The organism is Arthrobacter crystallopoietes BAB-32 (assembly GCF_000328305.2).
Lineage (GTDB): Bacteria > Actinomycetota > Actinomycetes > Actinomycetales > Micrococcaceae > Crystallibacter > Crystallibacter crystallopoietes_A.
This window is the reverse complement of sequence record NZ_ANPE02000171.1, coordinates 1-19,296: the sequence shown is the minus strand read 5'-3', so window position 1 is coordinate 19,296 and position 19,296 is coordinate 1. Positions and strand designations below refer to the sequence as shown.

Annotated in this window: 19 protein-coding genes, 1 tRNA gene and 1 pseudogene; 11 read left to right on the top strand and 10 right to left on the bottom strand. The window is 67.8% G+C overall.

What is annotated here, in order from left to right:
- The first annotated feature begins 11 nt into the window (after positions 1-11).
- The 3 genes and pseudogenes from D477_RS13975 to D477_RS23720 all read left to right on the top strand — a co-directional run bounded on the left by D477_RS13975 (position 12) and on the right by D477_RS23720 (position 760).
- Positions 12-85, top strand: a tRNA-Met gene (locus tag D477_RS13975).
- Between the two features lie 155 nt (positions 86-240).
- A pseudogene (locus tag D477_RS23325) lies at positions 241-471 on the top strand (DUF6328 family protein); the annotation flags it as partial.
- Positions 425-760 (top strand): DUF6328 family protein, encoded by a 336-nt coding sequence (locus tag D477_RS23720; RefSeq protein ID WP_337587564.1) that lies wholly within the window; start codon positions 425-427, stop codon positions 758-760. The pseudogene D477_RS23325 and the gene D477_RS23720, both read left to right, overlap by 47 nt.
- Before the next feature lie 81 nt (positions 761-841).
- Here D477_RS23720 and D477_RS13965 read toward each other — a convergent pair whose 3' ends face one another.
- Positions 842-1,585 carry a PspA/IM30 family protein gene (locus D477_RS13965; RefSeq protein ID WP_005270350.1) on the bottom strand — a complete coding sequence of 248 codons (744 nt, stop codon included), beginning with the start codon at positions 1,583-1,585 and terminating at the stop codon, positions 842-844.
- A gap of 70 nt (positions 1,586-1,655) precedes the next feature.
- Positions 1,656-3,659 (bottom strand): TPM domain-containing protein, encoded by a 2,004-nt coding sequence (locus tag D477_RS13960; RefSeq protein ID WP_005270346.1) that lies wholly within the window; start codon positions 3,657-3,659, stop codon positions 1,656-1,658.
- Between the two features lie 354 nt (positions 3,660-4,013).
- On the opposite strand from D477_RS13960, the gene D477_RS13955 reads away from it, so the two are divergent.
- From D477_RS13955 to D477_RS13940, 4 genes are all read left to right on the top strand, one after another.
- Positions 4,014-5,564 (top strand): trypsin-like peptidase domain-containing protein, encoded by a 1,551-nt coding sequence (locus D477_RS13955; protein ID WP_005270343.1) that lies wholly within the window; start codon positions 4,014-4,016, stop codon positions 5,562-5,564.
- Between the two features lie 226 nt (positions 5,565-5,790).
- Entirely contained in the window at positions 5,791-6,597 is an 807-nt protein-coding gene (locus tag D477_RS13950) for an electron transfer flavoprotein subunit beta/FixA family protein (protein WP_005270341.1), read from the top strand.
- Between the two features lie 29 nt (positions 6,598-6,626).
- Entirely contained in the window at positions 6,627-7,574 is a 948-nt protein-coding gene (locus D477_RS13945) for an electron transfer flavoprotein subunit alpha/FixB family protein (protein ID WP_005270338.1), read from the top strand.
- 7 nt (positions 7,575-7,581) lie between these two features.
- Positions 7,582-8,349, top strand: a complete 768-nt coding sequence (locus tag D477_RS13940; RefSeq protein WP_005270337.1) for a PIG-L deacetylase family protein — start codon at positions 7,582-7,584, stop codon at positions 8,347-8,349.
- Between the two features lie 31 nt (positions 8,350-8,380).
- Here the strand turns inward: D477_RS13940 and D477_RS21295 are convergent, their stop codons facing one another.
- Genes D477_RS21295 through D477_RS13910 form a run of 6 tightly spaced genes read right to left on the bottom strand, consistent with a single transcriptional unit; the run spans position 8,381 to position 13,510 of the window.
- Entirely contained in the window at positions 8,381-8,989 is a 609-nt protein-coding gene (locus tag D477_RS21295; protein WP_005270335.1) for an anti-sigma factor, read from the bottom strand.
- Positions 8,990-9,044: 55 nt separating this feature from the next.
- A complete protein-coding gene (locus tag D477_RS13930) occupies positions 9,045-9,512 on the bottom strand; it encodes a tRNA (cytidine(34)-2'-O)-methyltransferase (protein ID WP_005270329.1) in 468 nt (155 codons plus the stop codon).
- Between the two features lie 56 nt (positions 9,513-9,568).
- Positions 9,569-10,504, bottom strand: a complete 936-nt coding sequence (locus D477_RS13925) for a J domain-containing protein (protein ID WP_005270327.1) — start codon at positions 10,502-10,504, stop codon at positions 9,569-9,571.
- Positions 10,505-10,545: 41 nt separating this feature from the next.
- Positions 10,546-11,340, bottom strand: coding sequence for a pyrimidine reductase family protein (locus tag D477_RS13920; protein ID WP_005270326.1), 795 nt, complete (start codon positions 11,338-11,340; stop codon positions 10,546-10,548).
- 14 nt (positions 11,341-11,354) lie between these two features.
- Complete coding sequence (gene folP / locus D477_RS13915) at positions 11,355-12,287, bottom strand: dihydropteroate synthase (RefSeq protein WP_005270322.1); 933 nt, start codon at positions 12,285-12,287, stop codon at positions 11,355-11,357.
- The gene (locus D477_RS13910) at positions 12,284-13,510 is read right to left on the bottom strand and encodes an NAD(P)/FAD-dependent oxidoreductase (RefSeq protein ID WP_005270319.1); all 1,227 of its coding nucleotides are present in this window, start codon (positions 13,508-13,510) and stop codon (positions 12,284-12,286) included. The genes folP and D477_RS13910 overlap by 4 nt, the downstream gene beginning before the upstream one ends.
- A gap of 183 nt (positions 13,511-13,693) precedes the next feature.
- Between D477_RS13910 and D477_RS13905 the strand changes: the two genes are divergently transcribed.
- From D477_RS13905 to D477_RS13890, 4 genes are all read left to right on the top strand, one after another.
- Positions 13,694-14,917, top strand: coding sequence for a cysteine desulfurase family protein (locus D477_RS13905; protein ID WP_043847044.1), 1,224 nt, complete (start codon positions 13,694-13,696; stop codon positions 14,915-14,917).
- A 72-nt stretch (positions 14,918-14,989) separates the two neighbouring features.
- Positions 14,990-16,126 (top strand): tRNA 2-thiouridine(34) synthase MnmA, encoded by a 1,137-nt coding sequence (gene mnmA, locus D477_RS13900; RefSeq protein ID WP_043847055.1) that lies wholly within the window; start codon positions 14,990-14,992, stop codon positions 16,124-16,126.
- A 60-nt stretch (positions 16,127-16,186) separates the two neighbouring features.
- The gene (locus D477_RS13895) at positions 16,187-16,588 is read left to right on the top strand and encodes a chorismate mutase (RefSeq protein ID WP_005270310.1); all 402 of its coding nucleotides are present in this window, start codon (positions 16,187-16,189) and stop codon (positions 16,586-16,588) included.
- 211 nt (positions 16,589-16,799) lie between these two features.
- On the top strand, positions 16,800-17,660 hold the full coding sequence (locus D477_RS13890) for a hypothetical protein (protein WP_005270307.1): 861 nt from the start codon (positions 16,800-16,802) through the stop codon (positions 17,658-17,660).
- On the opposite strand, the gene D477_RS13885 is transcribed toward D477_RS13890, so the two are convergent.
- A complete protein-coding gene (locus D477_RS13885; protein WP_005270305.1) occupies positions 17,644-18,318 on the bottom strand; it encodes a DUF4166 domain-containing protein in 675 nt (224 codons plus the stop codon). The genes D477_RS13890 and D477_RS13885 overlap by 17 nt on opposite strands.
- Positions 18,319-18,336: 18 nt before the next feature.
- A partial coding sequence (locus D477_RS13880; RefSeq protein WP_005270303.1) for a DUF58 domain-containing protein occupies positions 18,337-19,296 on the bottom strand: 960 nt, incomplete at its 5' end.

Below are 19,296 nucleotides of genomic sequence, written 5' to 3'. Positions count from 1 at the left end.
ATTTAGAGCGCCGCGGGGTGGAGCAGTTCGGTAGCTCGCTGGGCTCATAACCCAGAGGTCAGAGGTTCAAATCCTCTCCCCGCAACGAACGAAGGTCCTGGCTGGAGATATCCAGCCAGGACCTTTTCCTTTGCCGTCACCGCAAGCATCGGGTGCGACTCGGCGGGAGGTGGGAAGCCGCCGTCGTACTTTTGCTCCAAACGCGCGCGATGTGGCGGCAACCCGCGCTACTGTCTGCACATGGACTCTGACGCGCGTGGAAGTTCGGCAGGGCCGCAGGACGGCCGGAACGAGACTCCCGTGGAGAAGCTGGACCGGAACTGGTACGAGCTGCTCCAGGAAGTACGCGTTATGCAGACTGGCATCCAGATCCTGGCCGGCTTCCTGCTCACCTTGCCCTTCCAGCAGAAGTTCGAGGAGCTCGATGAATTCCAGCTGTGGTTGTATCTGGCGCTGGTCTTCACTGCTGCCATCATCACTGCGCTGCTGCTGGCGGCCGTCAATATGCACCGGTTCTTCTTCCGGCGCCCACATTCGCCAGGCCCTCGTCGACAACAGCGACCGGATCATTCGCAGCGCCATGCTCTTCGCGGGCCTGATCCTGATCGGCACCACTTGGCTGATTTTCGACATGGTGCTCGGCCGCCCGGCGGCAGCCGTCACGGCAGCAGTACTGGGAGTGGTGCTGCTACTGATGTGGATCGTTATGCCGCTGGCCATCCGGCGGAAGTACGTGGACGGCTCCCATAAGCAGGCCTGACCCGGCGTCTGCGCCAGTTGAAGACAACGGAGGCTGGGCGGCGGACCCGGGAGTCCACCGCCCAGCCTCCGGACGTCGTTCCTACTGGCCCGCTTCGAGCGATGCGGGGGAAGAAGCCCCGGACTTCAGGGCGGCCAGGCGAGCCTCGACTTCGGTCTGCTCGCCCAGATCTTCAAGGCTTTCGAACTGGGCGTCAAGGCTGGAGGCAGCCAGCTCGTTGGCGCCGCGGACCCGGGCTTCTTCCCGGCGAACCTTCTCCTCGAAGCGGCTGACCTCGCTGGTGGGATCCATGATGTCGATGCTCTTGAGCGCGTCGTGGACCTGGGTCTGGGCCGCTGCAGTACGCGAACGGGCCACCAGCTCGTTGCGCTTGTTCTGCAGCTCGTTGAGCTTTTCCTTCATCTGGTTCAGGCCGGTCTTGAGCTTCTCCACCACCTCGCTCTGGGCAGCAATGGTCGGCTCGACGCCCTTGGCCTCATTCTCCGAGGTGATCTGCCGCTGAATGGCGACCTTGGCCAGGTTGTCGAACTTCTCGGCGTCCACGGTGTTGCCCGCCGTGCGGAACTCATCGGCTTTGCGGCTGGCGGCAAGCGCCTTGTTTCCCCAGCTGCGGGCGTTCTCCATATCCTCGTTGTGGTCGTCCTGGAGCATGCGAAGGTTGCCGATGGTCTGCGCGACGGCGCTTTCCGCCTCCGCAATGTTGTTGGAGTAGTCGCGGACCATCTGGTCGAGCATCTTCTGCGGGTCCTCCGCCTGGTCCAGCAGGGCGTTGATGTTGGCTTTGGCCAGCTGTGCGATACGGCCGAAAATTGATTGCTTTACCACCGGTACTACCTTTCGATCTGCTATCTGGTTTCCGTTACAGCCGTAAGGCTGGTCTAGTGCGTTGGAGGTTCTAGAAGTTGCCGCCGGCGCCGCCGCCGTCGCCGAAGCCGCCACCTCCGAACCCTCCGCCGAAGCCGCCGAAACCGCCGCCTCCGAAAACATCCCCGCCGAAGCCGCCGCCGCCACCGTGCCCATGGTGGCCGCCGTGCAGGATGGAGTCGATCAGGATACCGCCGAGGATGGCACCGCCCAAGCCCCCGCCGCGGCCGCCGAACATGCCGCCGCCCCCGAAGCCGCCCATCCCGCCGAAGCCATCCACATCCTGCTGGGCGATGTGGCTGGCCTGCTGCGCCAAAGCGCTGGCCTGCTGGGCGTAGTTGAGGGCCTGCTCGGGATCCGAATCGGCGATCTGCAGGGCATAGGCCAGATTGCGTTCGGCCTCTGCCAGCCGGGTGCGCGCCTCGCTGCCTACACCACCCCGCCGGGCCCGGATGTAGTCCGAGGTCCCGGAGATCTGTGCCTGGGCGGACATGATGGCGTGCTGCAGGGCTTCACGCGCGCGGCGTGCCCGCTCCTGGGCGTCGCGCACCCCGGTCAGCGAGCGGTCCAAGTCCGCGCTGGCTGCCTCCAGCCGCTGGAGCAGGGCGATGGGATCGACGCGTCCAGCGGCAATCTCCCGTTTGATGGTCTCCAAGGCGGCCTCCACCTGGGCCGCTGGCCCGGCGAGTTCGGGGTGTTGGCCGTTGGCAATCAGGGCTCGGGCCTGGGCCAGGTCCTGGGCGGTGTCCGCGAGGGTTTCCTGCATGGTGGCTCGAGCAGTGTCGAGGCCGCTGGCCGTTTTGTCGATCGCGTCGAGCAGGACGCCGGCCTGGTGGACGCTTTCCTCAGCTGCGCGGACGGCGACGACGGCGGCGCTGCGGTCGCCGGCGGCGAGCTTTTCTTCCGCTGTGGCTCCGGCATTGGAAACGAAGCCAAGTCGTTCCTGCGCCTGGTCGATGTTGTCGGCGATCTGCTTGAGGGCGGAATCGGCGTAGCGCGTCCGCAGCTGCTCCAGGGTGAGGCGGCCGGACTGTAGCCGGTTCCTTGTAGCTTCGGCGGCCTGACGCGCCTCCTCCAGAGCGCCGGCAGCGTTCTTCTCCAGCTCGCGCAGCGCGTCAAAGTCTTCCTTATGTTCCTGCAGGGACTCGTTCACGGCCTCGCAGCGGCGGATGATATCGCCAAGCCATGCCCGCTGCTGTTCTTCAGTGTCAGGAATATGGTCATCGAGCTGCTGCTGGAGCTTGAATGACTCCATCATGTGGGTCTTGGCGGCCGCGATGTCCTCGCTGAAGGGCCTGACGGCCTCCTCGCCGTACTGGGCCATGGCGAAGCCAAGTTCCTGCTCGCTGGACTTGATGGCGTCGTCTGCGGCGATGAGCAGGCTGCCGGCCTTCTTGCGCAGGTCCTCCACGCTCATGGCCTGATGCGGATCCAGTGGGCGGCCGTCCGGTCCGACCCGAAGGTCCTGTTGTCTTTGCATGGTGCCGCGGCGGCGCTTGTTCTTGACATACAGGTAAGTACCTACGCCGCCGGCGGCCACGACGCCGCCGACCAGTAGCATGGGCGCCAGCGATCCGCCGGAGGATGAGGCGCCGACATCGCCGTCTCCTCCGGAAGCGACATCGTCAACCGCAGCAACGGCGGTGAGGGCTGCTCCAGCCCAGTTCCCTTGGCCTAGTTCCGGGCGGAGCGACTGGGCGATGTTTTGGTCCTGGGCCGCGATCGGGCTGCCCTGGGCCGACTGGAAATGGAACTCACGGCTGTCGACAGCGACCGCCAACATGCTGTCGATGGAGCCGAGGTTGTTCAGGTCCGCCGTATCCAGCAGCCACTGGCGGCGTTCGGCCGGTTCGGTGAACTCGTCCACGAAGACGACATAGACGTTCAGTCCTTCGGCTTGCTGCAGCTCGGCGATGGCGTCCTCGACTTCTGCTTGTTCTGCGGCGTCCAGGACATTGGCCTGGTCCACCACAAACTCACCCGGTGGAATGTCCACCGGAGGCGCGGCCACCGCGGCGGCAGGGGACAAGAACATTACCGATAGGCCGATTCCGGCCCCTAACCGCGCGAGCAATGATCGCATCGAGAACCCTTCAGCACCTGGGCGGTGCGATGACAGGCGTCGGCCTGATAACGTGTCGGCTGCCAGGGAGCGTACCTCCATCCGCCCCTTCTTGCGATTCTATGGCTGGACTGCAGGAGCGTCTACCGCACTAACAGTCGAGGTCAGCGGTGGGTTCGACTGCCAGCGCGGCTGTGGACCGACCCGGTCCCCACCCATCGGGAGGCAGTGAGGCGCTCGGCAAGTTCCCAGATTACTTCCAGCAAGCGTGTGCCATAGTCCCAGCCGCGCCATGCATAGTGGAAGTAACGTCACGAAAGGAAGACTATGACTGAGCAGAACCACGACGGCGGCGGCCGGTACCAGCCGGGAGTGCCACCGCAGCCGCAGAACCCGCCGTCCTCGGGACAAGCGCCTGCCGCGGACCAGGCGGCGAGCGGGCGGCAGGCGTCGGGCGATACTCAGTCCATTCCCACTTCATCCGAGCCCACGCAGCCACTCGCCGGCTGGCACCGTCCGGACGGTTCCGCTCAGGGCAGCAGTCCGTACGGCCAGCCGGCCTACGGGCCGGGCAACCACTACAACCAGCCGCACCAGGGCTCGCCGTCGGGCTATGGCCCGTATTCCGGCCACACCTACGGTCAGCCGAAGGCCTTTGGCTCAGCTCCGGCTCAGCCCGCGGCAGGCAAACCAACCGCCAAGAAACGTTTCGGAAGCGGCACCCTGGTCGCCGGCATGCTCCTGGCGGGCCTCGCCGGCGGCGGGGTGGCCGTCGGCGCACAATCACTGACCGGCGGCCCGGCCACCTCGGTCAGCGGTGCCTCAGCCCAGCAACTGATTGTCAATAACACGGATTCCGTCAACGAGATCACCGCCGCCGCGGCCAAGGCCTCCCCGAGCGTCGTCACGATTTCCGTCGCCTCGGGCAATGCCGGCGGCTCCGGCTCGGGCATCATTCTGGACGGCGAAGGCCACATCCTGACCAACACCCACGTCGTCACGCTCGGCGGGGAGACGTCCAACCCCAGCGTGGAGGTCCGCACCAGCGATGGCCGGGTCCACCAGGCCGAAGTGGTCGGGACGGACCCGCTCTCCGACCTGGCAGTAATCAAGATTGAAGCGGACGGTCTGACACCGGCGTCGTTCGCGGATACGGACAAGCTCAACGTCGGCGACACAGCCATCGCCATCGGGGCACCGCTGGGCCTGAGCGGCACCGTCACGGACGGCATCATCTCGACCTTGAGCCGGACCATCAGCGTCTCATCGTCCGCAGCGCCCGAGGAAGAGGAGAGCCCGGCCCCGGGCGACCAGTGGAACTTCCAGTTCCCGGACGAGAACTCCGGCGGCAATTCCTCCGGGCAGGGCAGAATCCACCTCAATGTCATCCAGACGGACGCGGCCATCAACCACGGCAACTCCGGCGGCGCGCTCGTCGATACCAATGGCGACGTCATCGGCGTCAACGTCGCGATCGCCTCTGCCAGCCAGGACAGCGGCAGTATCGGTGTCGGTTTTGCCATCCCCGGCAACTACGCGCAGCGGATCGCCGACGAGCTGATTGCCAATGGGGAGGCCACACACGGCTACCTGGGCGTGAGCGTCACGGCTAAGGCCTCCGGGAATTCCAGCGGCGGCACCCAGTTCTCGGTCGGAGCCGAGGTCGCCGAAGTCGTCAATGGCTCCCCGGCGGATGACGCCGGACTGCGCAAGGGCGATGTCATCACCGCGGTCGAGGACCGTGTCATTGGCGACAGCGTCTCGCTGACAGCGGCCATCCGCGAGCACCCGGTCGGAAGCAAGGTGTCCCTGACGCTGTTGCGCGGCGGCCAGGAACAGACCGTGGACGTCACGATCGGCGACAACCCGGACAATTGAGCCAGTCACCCCGGCGACGGCCGCGGCCCTGTACCGGCAGGGACCGCGGCCGTCGCCCATTGCAGGATGGGTCAGAGTACGACGGCGGGTGGCGGCTTTCCGCGAACGTGGCCTTTGGCACCTACTGCCACCGGGGAGCGTGAAGCCGGCCCGCTGCCGGTATGGTTAGGTAAGTTGTACCGGCAGAACATTTGCGAAGGCACCGCGGAAGGAAGACGAAGCAACGATGCAGGAGCCTGCCCTGAACATTGTGGTTCTGGTCAAACATGTACCGGACGCCCAGTTCGACCGCCACTTGTCCGACGATGACTACACGCTGCAACGGGACGAAAGCATCCTTTCGGAGCTGGACGAGTACGCCCTCGAGACGGCGCTGCAGCTTTCCGAGGCCCGCGGGGGCCCCAAGGCCGGCAACATCGTGACGGCATTGACCATGGGCCCGCCGGCTGCTGCCAACGCTGTGAAGAAGTCCCTGCAGATCGGTGCCACGCAGGGCCTGCACGTCTGTGACGATGCGCTCGCCGGCTCTGACGCGGCCGGAACATCCCTGGCCCTGGCCGCCGCCATCCGGACGCTTGGCAACGTCGACCTGGTCCTGACGGGGATGGCGTCTACGGACGGTGAGACGTCGCTGGTTCCTGCGCAACTGGCCGAGCGGCTCGGCCTGGCCCAGATCACCCTGGCCTCCGCCGTGGAACTCAACGGCGGCACCGTGACCGCCCGGCGTGATTCGGACACGCATTCCGACACACTCCAGGCACCCCTGCCGGCCCTGGTGTCCGTGACGGACCAGATCAACGAGCCGCGCTACCCGAACTTCAAGGGCATCCTGGCCGCCAAGAAGAAGCCCGTCACCCAACTGTCGCTGGCAGACCTCGGCCTCGATGCCGCGGATGTCGGTGCCGCAGGGGCGTGGACGACCGTCGTCGCCGCCAAGCCGCGCCCGGCGCGCTCGCAGGGAACCATCATCACCGATGAAGGCGATGCCGGCATCCGCCTGGTCGACTTCCTGGCCGGCCAGAAGCTGCTCTAGCCCGGCGCCACGCGGAAAGGATTCCACACATGACGAACATTCTTGTCTTCATCGACGTTCCCGACGGTTCCCTGCACAAGAGCCAGCTCGAACTGCTCACTTTGGCCCGTACCTTGGGCCAGCCGGTCGCCGCCGTGTCCGGTCCGGTCTCCGACGCTGTGGCCGAAGCGCTCGGCGAATACGGCGCAACTGCCGTCTTCCAACCCGCTGCGGCTGACCTGGACGCGGTGCTCACCGTCCGCAAGGCTGACTTCCTGGCCGCCGTGATGGACCAGGCGCAGCCCCAGGCGGTGCTCCTGCCCAACACGTTCGAGGGCAAGGAAATTGCCGGCCGGCTCTCTATCAAGCGCCGCAGCGGCGTCATTACCGATGCCATCGCCGTCGCCCACGACTTCACCGCGACCAAGAGCGTCCTCGCCGGTGCGTACACCGTCGAAGCGCAGGTGCGCACCGGAACCCCGATCATTACGTTCAAGGCCAACAGCATCGAGGCGGAACCGGCACCCGAGGCTGCCTCCCCGCAGCTGGAAACCGTAGCCTTTGCCTCGGAAGCACCCGCCGCCCAAGTCACCGGGCGGACCGGGAAGCCCTCGAGCGGACGCCCGGAACTGTCCGAGGCACGGGTGGTTGTCGCCGGCGGCCGGGGCGTCAACGGCGACTTTTCCGCCGTCGAAGATCTCGCGGATGCGCTCGGCGGAGCCGTTGGCGCATCGCGTGCGGCCACGGACGCCGGATGGATCGAGCATTCGGCGCAGGTGGGCCAGACCGGACAGACGGTTTCGCCGCAGCTGTACATATCGGCCGGCATCTCCGGTGCCATCCAGCAGAAGGCCGGTATGCAGACGTCCAAAGTCATCGTCGCGGTGAACAAGGATCCGGATTCGCCGGTCTTCGAAATTGCGGACTTCGGCATCGTGGGCGACCTGTTCAAGGTACTGCCCCAGGCCGCGGCGGAAATCCGCAAGCGGAAGGGCTGAGCCGGACTTGGCTGATTGGGAAGTTCCGGCAGGCGGCGCTCCGCTGGCGCCCCGGCGGGCCCTGGTCTTCGCAGCGCACCCCGACGACCTCGATTTCGGCGCGGCAGGCACCATTGCCCGTTGGGCTGCGGCCGGCAGCGAGGTCAGCTACTGCATCATGACGGACGGCGATGCCGGCGGCTTTGACGACGCCCACCGGCCGGACATCGTCGCCAGGCGGACGGCCGAGCAGGAGCAAGCCGCGAGGATCACCGGCGCCCGGGACATCCACTACTTCCACGAGCGCGACGGGTTCCTGGAGCCCTCGTACGAGGTCGTGGGCAAGACTGTCGAGCTCATCCGCAGGATCCGGCCCGACGTCGTTCTGTCCATGCATCCGGAGCGTGCCTGGGACCGGATCCAAAAAAGCCATCCGGACCACCTGGCCTGCGGTGAGGCCGTGACACGGGCGGTCTATCCGGCCGTGGAAAATCCGTACGCCTACCCGGAACTCGCCGCGGCCGGTCTGCCGGCCTACAAGCTGCCGTACCTGTGGTTCTATGGCGGGCCGCGGGAGCGGGAGAACCACTACGTGGACGTGACGGACCTGGTGGACGTGAAGCTGGCGGCCATCCGCATCCACGCGAGCCAGCATCCGGACATCGCCGCCATGGAGGCCCGAGTGCGCGCAAATCTTCAGGAGAATGCATGCCGCGGCGGCCTGCCCGAGGGCTCCAGCGCGGAGGCCTTCCATGTGGTTGGCATCAACACGCCGGAAACCATCGCCGGGTTCTAGGCTGCACGGAGCCCCGTGCCGGGACTGCCGCCTACTCGGCGGGCAGTTCCATCTCCAGCATGAACGGCGGGGTGGGAGATTGGGCGCCGCCGCGCGCCTCGAGCGTCAGGGCCGCAGCCCGGAAACCGGCGATGTTCTCCACGATCGCCGGTTCATCGCCGGCGATGTTGCCGCTGCTCAGCGAGCCGACGGAGACCGGCGCGGAACCGCTGGCCGGGATCTTCCACAACTGGTAGACCTGTCCGTCGCCCGGTGCCGGCAAATCACGGAAAGTGACGACGGCGGCGTTCCGGTCAGCGGAAACGGCGACATCCGCCGCGGCCCCGTTTTCCCCTTCAACGCTGCTGCTGACCACGTCGCGGGCGTCGAGGACATCCTGCGCCGAGGACCGGCCCAGGGTCTGCACCGCGGCGATCGCGCCGACGATGAGCACCACAATGGCGACGGCCAGCAGCACCCATTTGGTCCGCGGCGGCATTGGGCGCCGCGCCGGAATCTCATCTTCTGCCGTGAGCTGGTCCGCATGCAGGACCGAGGGGTCATCGGACGCGTCTGCCGCGAGGTCCTGCTGGGGTTCGAAATCCGGTTCGTAGTCGGGGGTGTTCGCTGAAGCTTTGTCTCGGGGCAGTGACGTGTCCATAGGTTACTAGCATAGCCATGGAACCGGCCCGGAGCCGGAGCGGGACACGGTGCCCCTAGCGTTTGGCGCCCGCGAAGCCGTGCTGCCGCCAAGCCTCATAGACCGCGATGGAGGCTGAGTTCGCCAGATTCAGCGAACGCAGCGACGGCAGCATGGGCAGGCGCAGCCGCGCCGTGATGTGCGGGTCCTGCTTGACCTCCGCCGGCAGGCCGACCGACTCGGGGCCGAACAGCAGCACATCCCCCGGCGCATACTCGACGTCGACGTACGAGCGTTCGCCGTCGGAAGTGAAGGCATACACGCGTTCCGGCTGCAGCTTCCGCCAGGCCTCCTCGAGGCTGGCATGGACGTGGACCACCGCCAGGTCGTGGTAATCCAGCCCTGCCCGGCGCAGTTTGGAGTCTTCGAAGGAGAACCCGAGCGGCTCCACGAGGTGCAGTTCGCAGCCAGTGATCGCCGCAAGCCGGATGGCATTGCCGGTGTTGCCTGGAATTTCGGGGGTGTAGAAGAGAATGCGGAACACAAAGTTCATCCTAGCCGCGCCGTGGCCGGCGCCGTCCGGGGCCGGTCCGCAGTTGGCTACTTGTGCATCCCGGCCAGCAGCCTGCCCAGGGACGGTACCAGCACGGTGTTGGGTGCTGGCCCGGAGGCCAGGAAGTGCTTGAGCTCACGGATCAGCCGCGCTGCATTGACTACGTGGACGAGCGCGTGGGAATGCGGATCGTAGCCGCGGGAGTAGTCGATCACAGGCTCGTGCAGGTTGCCGTCCGGCGAGTGGATGACCGTCCATCCTTCGATGTTCAGCTCGGGGAACAGGTCCTGCATTTGCCGTACGGCCGGAGCCAACCGCGGCGGCTCGATCACGCGGCCGTCCTTGCGCAGCGTGGAGCCGTCCCACTGGAAGATGCCCCGGGGCAGCAGCATCGAGTCGACCAGGGCCAGCCGGTAGCCGGCCAGCAAAGCATGGTCGATATACCCGCGGTTGTCCGGCGAGTGGAGTCCGTTGACCAGCCGCGCCGACGGCATGTCCGGCAGGATCTGCTGGGACAGCAGGCGGACGGTGCGTGCCTCGCGCTGCAGGCGGGAAGCGGCACCGAAGATGCCTCGTTTGCGGGGCGCGCCGTGGATCTGCTGGCGGGCGACCGTGGCTGGGACGGCGCTGGAGGCTTCCGGTGATTCGTAGGCGGGGACGTAGACAGCCGGTGCCCTGGCGGCATTGCGGGAACCAGCTGTGCGGGACGGCGCGGTGGTGAAGGCCGGCCCTGCGGCGAACGACTCGGCACTGCTGGTCGAGGCGCCGGGAGCGGTGGCCGTGCCGTAGGACCTGTCGTAGCGGGCGCGTGTTTCCGGATTGCCGAGGACTTCGTAGGCCAGCGTCACTTGGCGGAAGGCCGCCGGATCGCCGCCGTGGTCGGGATGCGTGGCCCTGGCAGCGCGTCGATACGCGGACTTGATCTGCTTGGCGGACGCATTCGTGGGCAGCCCCAGGACCTCATAATGCGATGGGGGAGTCACCGGCCGCCTTTCCGTCTGTGCTGTTGCTGTCCAAGCCTAGTTCAGGCGGGCGCGAAGGCGGGGGCGGGACGGTCCGCTAAATAGCGGAGCAGCAGCATGGAGTCGGATTCGAGGATGTGGGCCAGGCGCAGCGGCTGCGGCCGATGCTCGGCGACATAGGCAGCGATGCGGGGGCCGGTGCCGCCGGCGAGCAGAGGGCTGAGTGTCAGGCACAGTTCGTCCACCAGGCCCGCGGACTGGAAGGAGCCGAGCAGGATCGGGCCGCCCTCGCTGTGGATCTGGGACAGGCCCCGCCCCGCCAGTTCGCGCACGATGTTGCCCGGTTCCACCCGCTCGTGCCCGGCGTCGATGATGTCGGCCACCCCGGCCAGCTCCCGCCGGCGGGCGGGATCTGCCGTGGCGGACGTAAAGATGAGCGGCCGCACCGGCGACTCGGCGAACAATGCGCTCCGCGGGTCCAAGTCCAGCGAGCCGGAGACGATCGCGAACGCCGGATAGTCGGCCAGGCCGTTCCGCATGCGCCAGTCACGGGCTTCCGCGCCCAGCAGGTCGCCGCCGTAGCCTTCGGCCCGGATGGTCCCGGCGCCAACGACCAATACGTCTGCCAGGCGGCGCAGCAGCTGGAAGACGTGCTGGTCGACGGGGTTGCCCAAGGTCCCGGACCGGCCGTCCAGCGTCGCTGCGCCATCCAGGCTCGCCACGAAGTTGAAGCGCACCCAGGCTCCGCTGCGGGGCAGCTCGCCATACCACTCCAGCAACTGCTCATCCGAAGCATCCGTCACGGGCGCGGGAAAGATCCGGTTGATCGGGGCGAGGCCGGGAGATGTCGATGCCATCAGCAGGTTCCGGGTCAGCCGCGGGCCGGTTCGTTGAAGTCGCCCATATTGTGCTTGAGGTAGGCCGGCTGCCGCCAGCCCAGCGCCGCCTCGACCAGGCGGACGGCGGAATGCGCCTCGGCGACGTTATGCATGCGGACGATGCGCGCTCCGTTCATGATGCACATGACGGCCGCCGCCAATGAGCCGGCCAGCCGCTCCTTTTTGTCCTGGTCCAGCGTTTCGCCGATGAAATCCTTGTTGGAGACGGCGGCCAGGGCGGGGAAACCCAGATCGGCGATCTCGCTGAAGCGGCGGGTGATTTCCAGCGAGTGCAGCGTGTTCTTGTTCAGGTCATGGCCTGGATCGACGATGATCTTGTCCGCGGCAATCCCCAGCGCAAGTGCTTCCTCCGTCTTCCGGCGCAGGAAGTCGGCGACCTCCGGGACGACATCCTCGTACTGCGGCCGTGGATAGACGGTGCGCGGTGCCGCCAGCGAATGTGTGATGACGATATGGGCGCCGGCTTCGGCGACGACGGCAGCCAGGTCCTTGTTGCGCAGCCCCGTCGTGTCGTTGATGACGTTAGCGCCGGCCGCGATGCTCGCCTGCGCGACTTCGGGCAGGAAGGTATCAGCGGAGATTACGACGTCGGACCGGGAGCGTACCGCTTCGATCACCGGTACGATGCGCTCGGCTTCCTCTGCAGCGGACAGGGCCGGCCCCGGCGCAAACGGGACGCCACCGATGTCCACCCAATCTGCGCCGTCGTCCACCGCCCGCAACGCGGCGCTGACGGCCGCATCCAGGCCAAACGTCGCGCCGCCGTCGTAAAAGGAATCCGGCGTCCGGTTCACGATGGCCATCAGTGCGACCTGCCGGCTGAAATCGATCCGGCGGGCACCGAAGCTGTGCACTGGATGTTCCAGTGCCGGCAAATAGGCACCGTTCAGCGCCGCTTGGCTCACAGGCTGGTCAACTCCTTGGCTGTGTCGGTCAGATCCTCGATGGCCACGGTGCGGCGGGAGCGGATCAGGTCCTGAATGGGCTCCTGGACATCCCAAACATTTACATTCATACCAGCTATCACCCGTCCTTCCTGCAGCCAGAAGGCGATGAACTCGAGCGAGTCCAGGTTTCCGCGGATGACGGGGTCGGCGGTGGCCCACGGGAAGTAGCCGGAGTACTCCATGCCGATGTCGAACTGGTCGGTGTAGAAGTAGGGAATGGCGTCGTTGACGGCGTCCTGGCCGAGCATGGCCTTGGCCGCGGTCTTGCCCTGTTCGATGGCGTTGGCCCAGTGCTCGCTGCGCAGGGGCGCGCCGAAGGTGCTGTGGTAGGCGTTGGCGACGTCGCCGGCAGTGTAGACGTGCTCGGCCGAGGTGCGAAGGCTCTCGTCGGCGTCGATGCCATTGGAGACGGCCAGCCCGGCCGCTTCGGCAAGGGCGGTATTGGGCACGGCGCCGGCGGCAATCAGCACCGCGTCGGCGGCCAGGCGCTCGCCTCCGTCAAGGACCACCGCAGTGACCCGGCCGTCCTCGCCGGCCAGCTCCAGCGGCTGAATGCCGGTGCGGATGATCACGCCTTCCGTCCGGTGCTTGTCCGCGAACCGGTTGCCAATCACCGTGCCGAGGGCGGCGCGCAGCGGGACCTTGTCCCGTCCGACGACGGTGACTTCGTTGCCGAGCGTGCGCGCGGTGGCTGCGACTTCCATGCCGATCCAGCCGCTTCCAATGACCACCAGGTGGCGGCCGCCGGACGCGAGGACGGCCTTGAGTCCGGCACTGTCCTCGAGCGAGCGCAGGTAGTGGACGCCGGCGAGGTCGGAGCCGGGGAAATCAAGCCGCCGCGGTGCAGCACCGGTGGCCAGCAGGAGCTTGCCGTATTCCAGCACGCTGCCGTCCGAGAGCCGCACCGAGCCGGCGGCGGTATCAAGCGACGCGGCTGAAACTCCCTGCCTCAGGTCGACCTTGTTTTCTTCGTACCAGCCCGGTTCCTGGACCAGGGCGGCCGAGGCTTCTTCCTTGCCGGCCAGGTACGCCTTGGACAGCGGCGGCCGGATGTACGGCTCATGCTGTTCGGCTCCCAGGAGGACGATCCCGCCGTCGTGCCCCTCTTCACGGAGGGTGCGGGCGGCTGTGGCACCGGCAAGTCCTGCTCCGGCGATCACGAACGGCTTGTTTTCCATCATGGCTCCTGGAGCTCGGTTCCGAAGCCGCTGCCGGTGATGCTGCGCTGCATGGAAGATCCGGCGCGGTCCGCGGAACTTTCTAAAACCGATACTCTTGACTTTAGAAAAGGCCACCGGGCAAGTCAATGCTCCGCCGGCCGGAGTCGATTCGTGCTGCATAGGCCTGCACGGTAAGATTCTGGTGTGCCCGTGTATCTTGACCACGCGGCGACCACGCCCATTTCGGCGCAGGCCTTGGCCGCACTCACTCATGAACTCAGCCGCAGCGGCAACCCCTCGTCGCTGCACGGCTCCGGCCGGCGTGCCCGCCGCGTCGTCGAAGACGCCCGCGAGAGCATCGCCGCGGCCGCCGGGGCGCATCCGAGCGAAGTGATCTTTACGTCCGGCGGCACCGAAGCGGACAACCTGGCGGTGAAGGGCCTCTACTGGGCGCGCCGCGACGAGGATCCGCAGCGGCGCCGCATCCTGTGTTCTCCGGTGGAACACCACGCGGTGCTGGACACGGTGGAATGGCTGGAGCGGCACGAGGGCGCGGAAGCCGTGTGGCTTCCGGTCGACGAGTTCGGCGTGGTGTCCCTCGACGCGCTGCGCCGGGAAATCGAGGCTGATCCGGACGCCGTAGCGCTCGTGACGGTCATGTGGGCGAACAATGAAGTGGGCACCGTGCAGCCGGTGGCCGAGATCGTCGCGGCGGCCAAGCCGCACGGCATCCCGGTGCACTCCGACGCAGTCCAGGCGTTCGGCCAGCTGCCGGTGTCCTTTGCCGAGTCCGGGCTGGACACGATGGCGATCAGCGGCCACAAAATCGGTGGGCCCGTGGGCATCGGGGCGCTGCTGGTGGGCCGGGCCGTCAAGCTGACACCGGTTCAGCATGGCGGGGGACAGGAGCGCGATATCCGTTCCGGCACCCTCGATACGCCGGCGATTGCGGCGTTCGCGGCGGCAGCCGAGGAGGTCACCGGCGGGCTCGCCGAGGAGGCCGCACGGCTGGGGACACTGCGCGAGAAGCTTATTGCCGGCGTCGTTGGCGCCGTTCCGGAAGCCGTGCTGCGCGGCGCGCCGGATCCGCAGTTCGAGGGCAAGCGCCTGCCGGGCAACGCCCACTTCACGTTCCCGGGCTGCGAAGGGGATTCGCTGCTGTTCCTGCTGGACCTGGCCGGAGTGGAGTCCTCCACCGGCTCGGCCTGCACGGCCGGCGTGCCGCGGCCATCGCACGTGCTGCTGGCAATGGGCCTCGGCGAGGAAGAAGCCCGCGGCGCGCAGCGCTTCACTCTCGGGCATACATCGACCGACGCGGACGTTGACGCATTGGTGGCTGCGCTGCCGGAGGCTTACGCCCGTGCCCGGAAAGCCGGCATGGCCGGACACATCTCCAGCATCCAGACCGCGGGCACACAGCCCTGGTAACGAAGGCAAGTGCGGCAAGCCGGGCGGCAGCAGGCCCGGCAGGACGATTCTGAACAACCAGAGGATTTCATCATGAAGGTATTGGCAGCGATGAGCGGCGGCGTGGACTCGGCCGTCGCGGCGGCACGGGCCGTGGAGGCCGGTCACGATGTGGTCGGCGTGCACCTGGCGCTGTCCCGGATGCCAGGCACGCTGCGCACCGGCAGCCGCGGCTGCTGCACCATCGAGGACTCCCGGGACGCCTGGCGGGCCTGTGACATCCTGGGCATCCCGTACTACGTCTGGGACTTCTCCGAGCGGTTCAAGGAAGACGTGGTGGACGACTTCATCGCCGAGTACGCCGCGGGCCGGACACCGAACCCGTGCATGCGCTGCAACGAGCGGATCAAGTTCGCCGCCCTGCTGGAGAAGGCGCTAGCGCTGGGCTTCGACGCGGTCTGCACCGGGCATTACGCCAAGGTCATCGAGGACGAGCACGGCAACCGCGAACTGCACCGTGCCGCGGACTGGGCCAAGGACCAGTCGTATGTGCTGGGTGTGCTGACCCACGAGCAGCTCAAGCACTCCATGTTCCCGCTGGCCGACACACCGTCCAAGGCGGAGGTGCGGGCCGAAGCGGCGCGGCGCGGACTGTCGGTGGCGAACAAGCCGGACAGCCATGACATCTGCTTCATTTCCGACGGCGACACACGCGGCTGGCTGGCTGAGAAGATCGAGATGGAACCGGGCCAGATCGTGGACCAGACCGGTTCCGTGGTTGGCGAGCACGAAGGCGCCAACGCGTTCACCGTCGGGCAGCGGCGCGGGCTCAAGCTCGGCCGTCCGGCTGCCGACGGCAAGCCGCGGTTCGTGCTGGAGATCCGGCCTAAGGAGAACAAGGTCGTCGTCGGTCCGGAAGCGCTGCTTGCGGTGGACCAGATGCGCGGCATCAAGGTGTCCTGGGCAGGGCTTCCGATTGCCGAAGTGGCGGCGCAGGCCGAGTTCGACTGCATGGTCCAGGTCCGCGCCCACGGGGACCCGGTGCCGGCCCGGGCCCGGATGGAAGCGGACGACGACGGGCGGCAGCAGCTGGTGGTGACCCTGGTCGATCCGATGCGCGGCGTTGCGCCCGGACAGACGATGGTGCTCTACCAGGGAACGCGGGTCCTCGGGCAGGCCACGATCGACTCGGCACGTTCGCTGAGCTGGGACCCCGCGCAGGTTTCCTGACTGGCTTCACACTAGGTCCGCCGGAGGGATTCCACCGCTGTCGAACCCTAGACTGGGTGCATGACTGAACCGCGTCCCGCTGATGATTTCGATCCCGCTGCCAGTTCGCTCTCCGGTGAGGCTGATCCGGAGGTGATGGGGGAGCTGCTCGCGGTGCGCGGCAGTATCGACAATATCGACGCGACGCTGGTCTATCTGCTGGCCGAGCGGTTCAAGGCCACCCAGCGGGTGGGCTACCTCAAGGCCCGCCATCAGCTGCCGCCGGCGGATCCGGATCGCGAGACCGCGCAGATCGCCCGGCTGCGCCGGCTGGCCGAGGAAGCACACCTGGACCCGGCATTCGCCGAGAAGTTCCTGAACTTCATCATTTCCGAAGTGATCCGTCATCATCAGGCCATTTCGGACGAGCACAACGGCAGCACCCGGTCCGCCACCACTCCGGACGAGCCGTCGGGAGAATGAGCACCGCACCGCAGGACGCCGCACTGCAAGAGGCGGGCGCGCAGCCTGCTCCGGAGCCGTCACGGCCACGGCGCTGGGCAGCTGGCCGGGCACGGACCCGGCCGAGGCGGCGCGGATCATCCGGGGCGAGCTCGGCGAACCCAATCTGCCGCACCTGGTCGAGCTTCCGGACCGCGGGGTCGGCTCGGACCCGGTCGGCCGGACCGCGGCGATGCTCGTGGAGCTGCCGGTGGACCTGCAGCCGCACGGCTGGCGGATCGTGGACCGGCCGGGGCTGGACCACCGCCGGGCGGTCTCCGCCCTCAACACCGACATCAACGTCCTCGCGGACATCATCGGCAGCGAGGAGCGGCCGGGACAGTGGCTGAAGCTGCAGTGCCTCGGACCGCTCTCCATGGCCGCAGGACTGTATCTGCACAATGGCGAACGCGTCCTGCGGGACCCCGGAGCGCGCCGCGACGTGGCCCAATCGCTGGCCGCCGGTGTTGCCGACCATCTGGCGAAGGTCCGCAAGGCGGCACCTGAAGCCGGACTCATTCTGCAAGTCGACGAGCCCGAAGCCGCGCGCGTGCTCTCCGGCAGTATTCCGACGGCGAGTGGTTACCGGACGCTGCGGGCGGTGCCGGAATCCGACGCTGAGCAGCTGTGGCGGCTCCTGGCCGAAGCAGCCGAAGCTGCTGGTGCCGCCCAGACCGTGCTGTCCGTTCCCGCCACCAAGGCACCTTTCGACGCGGTTCGGAATGCCGGACTGGATGGCTTCGCCGTTCCCATCGCCGGGTTGGCGACCGGCCAGTGGGAGCAGATTGCAGCCGCTGCCGAGGCGGACCTGAGCATTTGGCTGGGCGTGATCGCCGTTGATGGCCTCGGCGGTGGAGTGCCGCAAGTGCGCGCGATCGTCGACTCGGTGCTGCGGCCCTGGCAGCAGCTCGGCCTCCCGCTGGCGCGGCTGCATCAAGTCAGGCTGGTGCCGAGCGGCGGACTCGCAGGCCTGCCGCCGGAGTCGGCGCGCCAGGTCCTGGCCCGGCTGAGCCAGGCCGCCGACGCGCTCAACCAGGTCATCGCCGAGGCATAGCAGCGCGCGGCTCCAGCCGGTATACGAAACTGCCCTCATACTCCAGGACGGTGCCGAGCTGGCGCTGCAGCACCTTCGTGCGGATCCGGAACAGGCCGGCCGCCCGGTCCCACCACTGTTCGGTGAAGGCCGCCGCATCCAGCAGCAGGGGCAACGGCACGGACAGGGGACCGGCCGCCAGCGCAGCGCCCCGCGAGCTGAGCCGCATCCGCCCATCGGCGCCGACCGAACATTCCAACCGGGTGCGCAGGAGCCGGCTGCGGCCCAGCACGTCGACCAGCCCGCCGCCTGCCCGGCTGGCAGCGTCCCAGTACGTGATGTCCTCCATGGTGCGCGTGCGCTGCGGGAACTCCAAGGTCCGGATGGCGGTGAGGCTGGGTCTGCCCTTCACGTCCCGGCCCGGGCGGTTCTCGATCCGGAATGGAACGTCCCTGCCGTAGTCCGGGAAGAGCGAACGGTCCAGGGCAGCCAGGCGCAGCAGCGGCCGCAGGCTGAGGCGGGGGCACCCGGCCACCTCGAAAACGCCGGTTCCCACGCCGACCCAAGTGCCGCCGTCGTCCGTTCCCGAAGCCGCCAGGCTGAAGTAGCGCTGCACTTCCGGCTGCAGCCGGCCGAACTCCGGGCCCAGGGCCAGCTGGTAGACCGATTGCGTCCTCATGCCTGCCTGCTCCTGCCCTTACAGCCTGCCGGCGGCCTTGAGCCGGATGTACAGGTCCGCCAGCGCCGGCGGCAGCTCGTGCGGCGTCGCGTCCACCACCTCGGCGCCCAGCTGCTTGATCCGGGTGGTCAGCGCGGTCCGGTCCAGCAGCGCCCGCTCGGCAGCTGCGGCCCGGAAGGTCTCCGACGCCGTGCTGCGGGCCGCCCGGAGCTCATCCAGCAGCGGGTCGCGGACCGAGGCAACAATGACCACGTGCTCGGCGGTCAGCTGTGCGAGCGTGGGCAGCAGGGACTCCTCGGCCGAACCGGAATCCAGCGCGGTGAGCAGCACCACGAGGGACCGGTGCGAGGAGATCGCGCGCAGCTGGCCCGGAATCTGCGACCAGTCCGCCTCGATCAGCTCCGGCTCCAGCGCGGCCATGGCATTGACCAGCTGGTGCAGCATGTTCCCCTTTGACGCGGACTTCACGGTGGCCCGGGCACGCCGGTCGAACGCCAGGAAGTCCACCCGGTCCCCGCCGCGCTCGGCCAGCGCAGCCAGCAGCAGCGATGCCTCGATGCCGGTGTCCAGCCGCGGCTCGTCGTCGATCCGTGCCGCGGCGGTGCGTGAGGTGTCCAGCACAATGATGACGCGGCGGTCCCGTTCGGGGCGCCAGGTGCGTACGACGACGGCCTGCCGCCTTGCGGTGGCGCGCCAGTCAATGGAGCGGACGTCATCGCCGCGGACGTAGTCGCGCAGGGAATCGAATTCGGTGCCGGCGCCGCGGATCTGCACCGCGGCCTTGCCGTCCAGCTCGCGCAGCCGGCGCAGCTTGGACGGCAGGTGCCGCTTGGAATGGAACGGCGGCAACACGCGCAGCCGGCCCGGCAGCGGCAGGGTCAGCTGGCGGGCAGCCAAACCGAGCGGGCCGACCGAACGGACGGCGACGTGCTCGGTGCGCAGGTCGCCCCGGCGCAGCGGGGCCAGCCGCACGGTGAC

Bases quoted from the DNA above. Each gene is read 5' to 3' on its own strand.
- D477_RS23720 (WP_337587564.1), top strand. From the start codon at position 425: ATGAATTCCAGCTGTGGTTGTATCTGGCGCTGGTCTTCACTGCTGCCA.
- D477_RS13960 (WP_005270346.1), bottom strand. From the start codon at position 3,659: ATGTTCTTGTCCCCTGCCGCCGCGGTGGCCGCGCCTCCGGTGGACATT.
- D477_RS13955 (WP_005270343.1), top strand. From the start codon at position 4,014: ATGACTGAGCAGAACCACGACGGCGGCGGCCGGTACCAGCCGGGAGTG.
- D477_RS13950 (WP_005270341.1), top strand. From the start codon at position 5,791: ATGCAGGAGCCTGCCCTGAACATTGTGGTTCTGGTCAAACATGTACCG.
- D477_RS13945 (WP_005270338.1), top strand. From the start codon at position 6,627: ATGACGAACATTCTTGTCTTCATCGACGTTCCCGACGGTTCCCTGCAC.
- D477_RS21295 (WP_005270335.1), bottom strand. From the start codon at position 8,989: ATGGACACGTCACTGCCCCGAGACAAAGCTTCAGCGAACACCCCCGAC.
- D477_RS13920 (WP_005270326.1), bottom strand. From the start codon at position 11,340: ATGGCATCGACATCTCCCGGCCTCGCCCCGATCAACCGGATCTTTCCC.
- D477_RS13910 (WP_005270319.1), bottom strand. From the start codon at position 13,510: ATGATGGAAAACAAGCCGTTCGTGATCGCCGGAGCAGGACTTGCCGGT.
- mnmA (WP_043847055.1), top strand. From the start codon at position 14,990: ATGAAGGTATTGGCAGCGATGAGCGGCGGCGTGGACTCGGCCGTCGCG.
- D477_RS13895 (WP_005270310.1), top strand. From the start codon at position 16,187: ATGACTGAACCGCGTCCCGCTGATGATTTCGATCCCGCTGCCAGTTCG.
- D477_RS13890 (WP_005270307.1), top strand. From the start codon at position 16,800: ATGCTCGTGGAGCTGCCGGTGGACCTGCAGCCGCACGGCTGGCGGATC.
- D477_RS13885 (WP_005270305.1), bottom strand. From the start codon at position 18,318: ATGAGGACGCAATCGGTCTACCAGCTGGCCCTGGGCCCGGAGTTCGGC.